Origin of the sequence: Pseudanabaena sp. 'Roaring Creek' (assembly GCF_001402795.1) — a bacterium.
Taxonomy (GTDB): Bacteria; Cyanobacteriota; Cyanobacteriia; order Pseudanabaenales; family Pseudanabaenaceae; genus Pseudanabaena.
The window spans coordinates 1-9,378 of record NZ_LIRE01000258.1 but is presented as its reverse complement, the minus strand read 5'-3'; the positions used below and the strand labels follow the sequence as shown (position 1 = coordinate 9,378).

Here is a 9,378-nt window from a genome sequence, read left to right as displayed (position 1 = left end):
TGATGTGTTGGTTCCTAGCGGTGGACTATCTTGCGATCGCGTGATTGTTGATGCTGTTGGTTTGTAATTATTTTAGGACAAAAACAAAACCCAGAAGAGTGTTGCGGCGCGAAGCGCCGCAACACTCTTCTGGGTTTTATGTCTTAACTTATTTGGCTATAGCTATACTTGGTAATCGTCGAGATAAAAGGATCGGTTAATAGCATGGGTAAAGCTCTAGGGACAGAAGTATTAGCAATTGGTTTAATGAGTGGGACATCGGTCGATGGTATCGATGCCGCTTTGGTGGAAATAGTTGATTGCCAAGGTCAATTCAAAACTAAGCTCATTGCAGGACATACCTATCCCTATGCAGAGGATCTGAGGGCGGAAATCCTTGCCGTTTGTGCGGGTGAGCCTCGATCGCTACAACAAATATGCGAACTCGATGATCGCATTGCCGAGAGTTTTTCCCAAGCGGCGATCGCCATTATGCACCACGGCGATCGCCTACCCGATCTAATTGCTTCCCACGGACAAACGGTGTTTCATCGTCCCCCTGCTATGGGCGATCGTCAGAATGGTAAAACGGAGTTAGGTTACTCCGTGCAACTGGGGCGAGGCGCAGTAATAGCTGAATTGACGGGAATTCAAACGATCTCTGATTTTCGGACGGCAGATATCGAAGCAGGCGGACATGGTGCGCCTCTAGTACCTATGGTGGATGCCCTGTTATTGACTGATCCCCACAAATATCGCGCTTGCCAAAATATAGGTGGCATTAGTAATGTCACCTATTTGCCGCCAAGCTCCATAGCTGATACAGAAGCTGATAGAGAGCTGGGTTTTAACGCTGGTGGCGTATTTGGCTTTGATAATGCTGCGGGCAATGTACTGATCGATATGGCGACCCAAAAATTATTTGGTGAACCCTTCGATCGCGATGGGGCGATCGGCCGTCAGGGGAAGCCAGATTTAGTATTAATTGACAGATGGCTACAACAAGAATTTTTTGTGACTGCACCACCAAAATCGACGGGAAGAGAGTTATTTAGCCCTGCCTATTTAGAAAATTGTTTGGCGGAATGTCAGAATTTAAGCAATTACGATATTATGGCGACGCTGACAGAATTTACAGCCCGAGCGATCGCCAAAAGCTATCGAGATTTCCTACCCACATTTCCCGATGAAGTTTTAGTTGGTGGTGGTGGTGGACGCAATGGTTACCTGCTGGAGCGTTTGCAGGATTTGTTAGCGCCTGCGATGGTCATGCGTACCGATGCCCTAGGGCTTGATGGTGATAGTAAAGAGGCGATCGCTTTTGCTGTTTTAGGTTACCTGCGACTGAAAGAGCGCAATGGTAATTTACCCAGCGTCACTGGTGCGAAGCGATCGGTTTTATTGGGTAAGATCGCCTAAGCATAAATAAAGAGAGGGTGCTTTGCACCCTCTCTTTATTTATGTGATTTATTTATGAAGCTTTAAGCTTCTTCTTCTTCATCGCCAGTAATGATCGCTTCATCTTCGACATAGGCTTCTGCTTCTTCGGCAGAGATTTCATATTCGATATCTTCGATATCGCCATGACGACCTTCATAGATCGCATCGGCAAGCTTACCGACGATCAACTTGATCGAGCGAATTGCATCATCGTTGGCAGGAATCCCGATGTCAACGCTATCGGGATCGCAGTTGGTGTCAAGCAATGAAACGATGGGAATTTTGAGCTTTTGACATTCTTGAACGGCATTGTATTCGCGCTTATGGTCAACCACGATCACAATGTCGGGGGGCTTACGCATAAGCTTGATCCCGCCGAGATACTTACGCAGTTTTTCCATTTCACGGCGAAGGGTCGATGCTTCCTTCTTGGGCAAGCGATCGAGTGCGCCACTTTCGTCGCGACGTTCGAGATCCTTGAGGCGATCGACACGGGTCTTAATGGTCGTCCAGTTGGTGAGCATTCCACCCAACCAGCGTTGGTTGATGTAGTAGCTACCACAGCGAGCCGCTTCTTGAGCGATGAGCCCAGCAGCTTGACGCTTAGTACCCACAAATAATACCTTTTTACCTTGCTCAGAAGCTTGACGCAAATAAGCATAGGCTTCTTCGAGGTACTGTGCGGTTTGCACGAGGTCAATAATATGAACGCCATTACGCTCAGTGAAGATGTAAGGCTCCATCTTGGGGTTCCAGCGACGGGTTTGATGCCCGAAGTGAACTCCTGACTCTAGCAATTGTGCTAGGGTTACGACTCCCATTTAAATTTTCTCCTGTGTTCGGGTTTATCCTTGCGCCTGAGATGGAATCTAGTAGTTACAAGTAACTCTAAACACCCGAAACCTCAAGCGTGTGTTTTTTAACAGCTTGTCTAGGATAGCGCATAAGTGGCTCAATAGTAAAAGAAGATATATTAAAGCAGCAATTCTCATTATGACTTTTGATTTGTCTAAGCCGTCAAATTTTGAACGAAAGCATCGGCTTTTTAAAGATCGCTATTGCGGCTATTCTCAATAGTTGCCGCCAGATAAAGACAAAATTTTCATAATGAGAATTGCTGATATTAAAGCAGCAATTCTCATTATGACTTTTGATTTGTCTAAGCCGTCAAATTTTGAACGGAGGCATCGGCTTTTCAAAGATCGATATAGCAGCTATTCTCAATAGTGCTTGCTTGATCAAGACAAAATTTCCATAATGAGAATTGCTGATATTAAAGCGATCGCTAAGTTTTCTAAGACATAAAACCCAAGAAGTGATTGGCGGCGCGAAGCGCCGCCAATCACTTCTTGGGTTTAAATTTGGCGACAGTTATAAAGTCAATTGTGTTGGGTTTTTATTTCAAATATATAGCTATGGCCAAATAAGTTAAGATAAAACCCAGAAGAGTATTGCGGCGCTTCGCGCCGCAATACTCTTCTGGGTTTTGTTTTTGTCCAACATAACTGGCTACTGCTATAGCAACGTAAGAGATATATAGAAAGAATCAAGGCACTAAAGGTAATTGGCATTACTGAATGCCGTCAATCACCTTTGGTGCTTTACGCTCTAAGCAAAATTTACGTTACTTCTGCCTAGCGTGACTAAATTTAACGAGCGATCTCTACATATTCCCCCAGCAAAATATAAGACCCGCATTGCGAGTCTTATAACCTTAACGGCGATGGTTGCGTCTTGAGTTACTTCTTACGGGTATAGGAATCAACTCTGGTTGGGGTTGATTTTGACCCAATAGGGCTTCCAGAACGCGATTTAGAATTTCGCCGATCTCTTTCAGTGCTTTCTTGATCGCTTTCACTATACTTGGCTCCCTATCATCGTCTAGGTTTATTTACCCAATCATAACAAATCTTTTCCTAAACAAATCTAAAGCTGACATTACAGTTGCTTTTCTAATCCAATTTCTACCTCTAGAGGGACTAAAACGCAACTCGATCGCCTCGACTTTGCCATCGGGGTGGGCGATCCCCACATAAACTAAGCCTACAGGTTTAGCGTCTGTCCCCCCACTTGGTCCCGCGATCCCCGTGATACTAATTCCCCAATCAGAATGCAGTTTGGTTTTAACACCGATCGCCATTTGCTGAGCAACGATCTCACTTACTGCCCCATATTGATCGAGTGCTTGACGCTCGACATTGAGTAAATCAACTTTGACATCATTGCTATAACTGATCACACCGCCAAGGAAGTAACTGGAACTGCCTGAAACCTCGGTTAAAGTTTCTCCAAGCCATCCACCTGTGCAAGATTCAGCTACCGCTAAAGTCTGACCAGATGTTTGCAAAAGTCTGCCAGCAACCGTCGCTAGTGTATCTTCATCAGCACCATAGCAAAACTCACCTGTAAGTTCGAGAATTTCAGCCTCAACGGGAGCAATTAAAGCGATCGCTTCCTCCTGAGAATTTGCCCTTGCCGTAATTCTCAGTCTTGCCTGTCCGTAATTGGCATAGGGAGCAACGGTAGGATTTTGAAGCGCGAATAAGTGATTAACTTTCGTAGCAAGCGCTGACTCAGCAATTCCCCAATACAACAACACTTTGGAATGAAATGTGCCATTTCCGTAGTTACGCGCTTTTAACAATGGAGAAGCGGTTTGCTGCCACATGGGATAAAGCTCGCTGGGAACCCCAGGAAAAGTCAAAATCAACAAATTTGGTCTTGCTTCCCAGACCATGCCTGGAGCTGTGCCCACGGGATTCGGTAAAATATCTGCTCCCTTCGGTAGCAAGGCTTGTTTGCGATTGTTGGCGGTAAGCGTTCTGCCAGTCTGGGCTGCCATCTCTTGAATACGTTCCCAGATCTCAGGACGTTCTTCTAGGGGAGTATCAAAAAAATTCGCGATCGCTTCCGTAGTGAGATCGTCAGGCGTAGGTCCCAACCCACCCGTAGTAATAATTAAATTAGAGCGACTGGCGGCGATCGCCAAGGCCTGATGAATGCGATCGGGATTATCTCCGACCACTGTTTGATAAAAATGAGGGACTCCCAGTAAAGCTAGTTGCTGTGCTAAGTACTGAGCGTTACTATTGAGGATTTCTCCGAGCAATAGCTCAGTACCAATACAAAGAACTTCTGCACCGACATTCATAGGTTCGCTCCCAATCGTAAATTGCACAAATTACACAAATTAAAATAAAGGGGGCGCTTAGCGCCCCCTTTATTTTAATTATTTATCTCGCGCCGCTTGGGCTTTTCCACGTCAATCCGAGGACGCTCAACCTTTTCCTTCGGTTCGCTTTGCCCATCACGATCTGTTTGGCGATCTTGATAGCCTTCAGAATTTACATTGGGGGTAGGATCGAAAACTTCAAATCTGGCATTATGCCCAGCTTCTTCGGCAGCAGTCATAACCACCGTCCGAATTGCTTGGATCATTCGTCCCCCTTTACCAAAAATTCGCCCCCGATCTTCTGGATCGAAAGCAACTCTAATCCAGACGCGATCGCTTTTGCTATTTGACTCAAAATCTACCCGCAAGGCATCTGGACGAGCTAGTAATGGCTTCAGCAAAAAACTAATTAAGGCATTGTAGTCTGGCACAAGTTTAAATTGGCAGATATTTAGAATTAAGCAGTAACGAGATCGAATACCTTAGCTTTTTCAAGGATGCGACGTACTGTATCCGTAGGTTGAGCGCCTTGCTTAATGCGAGTAACGATCTCAGGTACATCGAGTTGGGTTTCTTTGGTGCGTGGGTTATAGAAACCAAGCTCAGCAAGGGGGCGACCATCACGGCGGCTGGTGCTGTTTACGGCGACGATACGATAGCTGGCTTCAAATTTTTTGCCAAATCGCTTTAGTCTCAACTTCATCATGGGTTTATGGCTCTAGTTTTAGGGGTGATCCAGTTCAATATTTTAGCAGGCTTATTAATATAACATTATTTAGATAACCTTGTCTCGTTTGGCTAAATTAAAAACCAGATCCAAAATCTGTAGCGCACGCTGCGTGCGCTACAGATTCTGGGGTTTTATATTTAATTGCGCCTAGTCACTTAATTTTCAATTGGGACTTTTACTTCATTACTGGGAAGGTTTTCAGCAATGTTTAGAAATGTGCGATCGCCACACATAGATCGCAATTTATCAACAAACAGTGAAGCCTCAGCTAGCAAAGTCATATTTTCGTAAGCCGATCGATAAACCTCAGAATACCCAGATTCTGCAATTACAGGATAGACCTTGGCAGGTTCAGAAGTCCCTGAAGGAGAGCTTAAACGACGAGGGTATCTCAGAGGCTTGGGTTCTGCGATCGGGTCAGCTTGAGGTGTGGGTTGGATTTTAACTGCTCCCAGCATTGCCCGACGAGGAAAGGGCATAGGCTCGGCAGATGCTTCGGTTGTTTTAAATGGGGGGATTTCTGAAATCGCAGCTTCACGATTTGCCGTTCTTGGAGGCGTATAAAAAATCCGATCTTCGTAAATTACAGCTACATCACCACAAACCAATCGCTCGAACTCGCGATTGTAGCGACAATTGGGTTCCCCTTTACGTTCCCAAAGCTGCAGAATTTGATTGACAGAGACAGCCTTATATCTTCCTTGAAATAGAGATTCAATTACCGCCTGACGCACCCATTCAGGTCGAAAATCCCCCCAAGCACGAGTCAAATCATTGATGGTATACCCACCCAAATCGAAACTATAATGCTGCAAAAGGGCGATCGCTATTTCCATTAGGGCGACAATATTTCAAGTTATGTATCATTATCCTACATTTAAAAGCAAGAAATGTGAAGATCCGCAAGCCCTACCCAGTGAATTGGTATAGCTGCCGCCCGCGCAGCGGGCGGTATGCTCTCTGGTTTTGGTTTTTAATTGTGCCTAGTTACTTTACCTAGCTACTTATAGCTGCCGCCAGTTTTGTTATGACAAAATCAAAACCCCAAAGAGAGTTGCCGCGCCCCGCGCGGCAACTCTCTTTAGGGTTTTATGTCCTGATATAGTTGGTGGCAGCTATAGTAGATATAGCTAATGAAAAAACGGACTAGTTATGTATAACTAGCCCGTTAATTTGCATAATTAGATAGCAAGATTATGCCTCTTACTGCAAGACGAGTTTAACGTTGGCATTGCTTAACCCAGGACGCTTTACTTCAGTCAAAGCCTTGTTCACAGCATACTTTTGATTGATCGAATTGATCAACTCGGTCTGGTTGTGCTTTTTGGCAACGCCCCAGAGATCGGCGATCAGATCGAAAGAGCCATCAGTATTACGAGACCAACCCAAATCATAGTCACCTTCTAAAGTAGCCACAATGTCGGCACGGATGCGTTGGCTGTTATAACCACGAACATCAGCTTCAGTCTTGACAGTGATACCCAGATCGCGCAAAGACGACTTGAGGACTTCGGCATCAGTAATTTTTGTGCGAAGAGTGCTGAAATGAGACATAATAGTTTTGCTCCTGTAAATAAATGTGAACTCAACTGTTAACTCAGGCGAGAGACATAAGAGTTTTGGTGGTTCTTACTCCTATGTTAGCTGCTAGATCGATTGCCTTTCAATAAGACATTCTTTAGAATCTAGCCTTAACCCTGCTGCCGACAAAACAGCAGGATAAGCTTTTTAAAACTCCATACGCTGATATTCAGCGACTGAAGTAGCTGCGGGTCTTGCCCGCATTCTTGCCCAGTCACGCAGAGCAGCAACCTGCTCAGTCATCGTGCGTGAGAGAGGAGTTGTCGATTTTACAGCCGAAATGATATCTAGCTGTGTAAACTCCCGATCTTGGGCAAAAGCTTCATACATAGCGGCAATTACCGCCTGTTCAATTTCCGCCCCCGAAAAACCATCGCTTACCTTTGATAGTTGTTCAAAATCAAATCTTTCTAACTTTTCAACATCAGGACGACGCTTGCAAAGGTGAATTTTAAAGATGTCTCGGCGTTCCTCAGCATTGGGTAAGTCCACAAAGAATAACTCGTCAAAACGACCTTTGCGTAAGAATTCCCCTGGAAGCTTTTCGATCCGATTTGCCGTAGCCATAACGAATACAGGCGATTTTTTCTCTTGCATCCATGTAAGGAACGTCCCAAATATTCGCGATGATGTGCCACCATCCGAATCTGCCGAACCCGCTCCACCAGCAAAAGCTTTGTCAAGTTCGTCAATAAACAGGATCATTGGCGAGATTGATTCTGCAACCTTTAAAGCATTGCGTAGATTTGCTTCTGACTTGCCAACGGTGGAACCATCATAAACCCTTCCCATATCAAGACGAATCAAGGGTAATGACCAGAGTCTAGCTGTCGTCTTCGCAATCAGTGACTTTCCACAGCCAGGGACACCGAGAATCAACATCCCTTTAGGTTGGGGTAGTCCATAGTTACGCGCTCTCTGACTAAAAGCATTGGAACGCTGTTGCAACCAGTGTTTTAGTTCTTCAAGTCCCCCTACTGCTTCTAGGTCTTCTTCATCTTCGATATATTCGAGGATTCCATTTCGACGAATCAATTGTTGCTTTTCAGAAAGGACGATATCGACTTCTTCTTCAGTTAATTTACCATTGGTAACCTGAGCTTTGCGATAGACCTTTTCAGCTTCATCTTGGGTTAAGCCTAAGGTGGCTCTAACCAACTTTTCGCGGGTTTCGGCTGACACCTTTTTAGTGCGAACCTGTCCGAGCTGTTGATCGAGAACCTCTTCGATCGCTTTAATATCTGGCAGAGGAAAGTCAAGAACAACGATCTCTTTCTCTAATTCAACAGGAATAACTTGGATTGGCGACATCAAAATAATAGTTTTTTGAGTGCCTTTAAAGTTAGCTACTGCATCACGCAAGCAACGAACAATCACTGGATGGTCGAAAAAAGGATGTGCATCTTTAAAAACATAGATGGCTGGATCCTTTTGATCGGCTCTTGTGATCCACTTTAGGGCTGCTTCGGCTGACTCAGTGTTGTGCTGGGCAGTGCCTGTTGTTTGTCCGTACTCAACTATTCCATGGGTAACTGTCCATGTAAACATGCGACGTACGGGTTTTATCTGAGAAATAGTAGCGATCGCCCTTTCTGCTCTTTCTTCCTCTGGCGTATTGAGGTAGATCAAGGGATATTGGGCTTGAATTAAAATGCTAAGTTGCTCTTGCATATAGTAATACTGAGGTCTATGCCTCTGTCCTCACCTTGTCTACAGAAAAATGTCTAGGAATAGTTTGGGAATATAGGTAGCTAATTCAAAGCTGATTTAGCAAACTGAATCTAACAAGCTGATTCAACCGATAGAAACCAGCTCCTCATCTTGACTATCAGCTTTACTGACAGTGACTGGTGAAGGTTGATTTCGATTGCCACCGATCGCTAGTAATTCACCATTACGGATCACAACTGTTTGGGAACAGCTAGGACAACTATAGGTTTGATGGGTATGCCCAACACCAGAAGACTCGACGATATCGGCATGGGCAAGATAAAAACTAATTGCTTTTTCTGCCAAGTCTGACATCGAATCCCCATCAATCGCAGAACGAATTTTAAGCTGCTGGTGTAGTCGTTCAGGGAGGTAGAACGTAACTTTTTGCGTTACCTTTTGCTTATCTTGCATAGTGGTTAAGAACTGTGAATACCCGGGTATGCAACTAAGGTACAGGCGAAATATTCTGCTGTCAAGCCATTATGCCGCTATGCCAGCAATATCTTAACATTTCGTTATATTACTGCTAAAGAAAAAGCGGTATGGGGCTTTGCCCCGCACCGCTTTTTCTTGACTGGGAAAGGAGTATAGTCACCGCCAACTGTATCAGGACATAAAACCCAAAATCATGTTGTCGCGCTCCGCGCGACAACATGATTTTGGGTTTTAATTTTGTCCTAATAAGACTGGAGGTAGCTATATATGCTTCTGGTTTGTTGTTTGCCTAAATTTTAGAAATTGCCAAAAATCTCTTTACCCAGAT

The 9,378-nt window shown here is 44.7% G+C and carries 10 protein-coding genes; 1 reads left to right on the top strand and 9 read right to left on the bottom strand.

The window, feature by feature from the left end; genetic code table 11:
- The first annotated feature begins 204 nt into the window (after nt 1–204).
- Nucleotides 205–1,398, top strand: a complete 1,194-nt coding sequence (locus AC805_RS09010) for an anhydro-N-acetylmuramic acid kinase (RefSeq protein ID WP_055075119.1) — start codon at nt 205–207, stop codon at nt 1,396–1,398.
- Nucleotides 1,399–1,460: 62 nt separating this feature from the next.
- Here the strand turns inward: AC805_RS09010 and rpsB are convergent, their stop codons facing one another.
- From rpsB to AC805_RS08970, 9 genes are all read right to left on the bottom strand, one after another.
- Nucleotides 1,461–2,240 (bottom strand): 30S ribosomal protein S2, encoded by a 780-nt coding sequence (rpsB, locus tag AC805_RS09005; protein ID WP_055075118.1) that lies wholly within the window; start codon nt 2,238–2,240, stop codon nt 1,461–1,463.
- An 893-nt stretch (nt 2,241–3,133) separates the two neighbouring features.
- Entirely contained in the window at nt 3,134–3,277 is a 144-nt protein-coding gene (locus AC805_RS26185; RefSeq protein ID WP_190315874.1) for a hypothetical protein, read from the bottom strand.
- 33 nt (nt 3,278–3,310) lie between these two features.
- Nucleotides 3,311–4,570 carry a competence/damage-inducible protein A gene (locus AC805_RS09000; protein ID WP_055075117.1) on the bottom strand — a complete coding sequence of 420 codons (1,260 nt, stop codon included), beginning with the start codon at nt 4,568–4,570 and terminating at the stop codon, nt 3,311–3,313.
- A 74-nt stretch (nt 4,571–4,644) separates the two neighbouring features.
- Nucleotides 4,645–5,022, bottom strand: coding sequence for a KH domain-containing protein (locus tag AC805_RS08995; protein ID WP_055075116.1), 378 nt, complete (start codon nt 5,020–5,022; stop codon nt 4,645–4,647).
- Between the two features lie 26 nt (nt 5,023–5,048).
- Nucleotides 5,049–5,297, bottom strand: a complete 249-nt coding sequence (gene rpsP, locus AC805_RS08990) for a 30S ribosomal protein S16 (RefSeq protein WP_009625435.1) — start codon at nt 5,295–5,297, stop codon at nt 5,049–5,051.
- Between the two features lie 179 nt (nt 5,298–5,476).
- A complete protein-coding gene (locus tag AC805_RS08985) occupies nt 5,477–6,157 on the bottom strand; it encodes a hypothetical protein (RefSeq protein WP_055075115.1) in 681 nt (226 codons plus the stop codon).
- Between the two features lie 367 nt (nt 6,158–6,524).
- A complete protein-coding gene (locus AC805_RS08980) occupies nt 6,525–6,875 on the bottom strand; it encodes a DUF1257 domain-containing protein (protein WP_009625432.1) in 351 nt (116 codons plus the stop codon).
- 174 nt (nt 6,876–7,049) lie between these two features.
- Nucleotides 7,050–8,573, bottom strand: coding sequence for an AAA family ATPase (locus tag AC805_RS08975; RefSeq protein WP_055075114.1), 1,524 nt, complete (start codon nt 8,571–8,573; stop codon nt 7,050–7,052).
- A gap of 123 nt (nt 8,574–8,696) precedes the next feature.
- Entirely contained in the window at nt 8,697–9,026 is a 330-nt protein-coding gene (locus AC805_RS08970; protein WP_055075113.1) for a hypothetical protein, read from the bottom strand.
- Nucleotides 9,027–9,378 lie beyond the last annotated feature (352 nt).

Excerpts from the sequence above, each read along its gene's own strand:
- AC805_RS09010 (WP_055075119.1), top strand. The coding sequence starts at position 205 with ATGGGTAAAGCTCTAGGGACAGAAGTATTAGCAATTGGTTTAATGAGT.
- rpsB (WP_055075118.1), bottom strand. The coding sequence starts at position 2,240 with ATGGGAGTCGTAACCCTAGCACAATTGCTAGAGTCAGGAGTTCACTTC.
- AC805_RS09000 (WP_055075117.1), bottom strand. The coding sequence starts at position 4,570 with ATGAATGTCGGTGCAGAAGTTCTTTGTATTGGTACTGAGCTATTGCTC.
- rpsP (WP_009625435.1), bottom strand. The coding sequence starts at position 5,297 with ATGATGAAGTTGAGACTAAAGCGATTTGGCAAAAAATTTGAAGCCAGC.
- AC805_RS08985 (WP_055075115.1), bottom strand. The coding sequence starts at position 6,157 with ATGGAAATAGCGATCGCCCTTTTGCAGCATTATAGTTTCGATTTGGGT.
- AC805_RS08980 (WP_009625432.1), bottom strand. The coding sequence starts at position 6,875 with ATGTCTCATTTCAGCACTCTTCGCACAAAAATTACTGATGCCGAAGTC.
- AC805_RS08975 (WP_055075114.1), bottom strand. The coding sequence starts at position 8,573 with ATGCAAGAGCAACTTAGCATTTTAATTCAAGCCCAATATCCCTTGATC.
- AC805_RS08970 (WP_055075113.1), bottom strand. The coding sequence starts at position 9,026 with ATGCAAGATAAGCAAAAGGTAACGCAAAAAGTTACGTTCTACCTCCCT.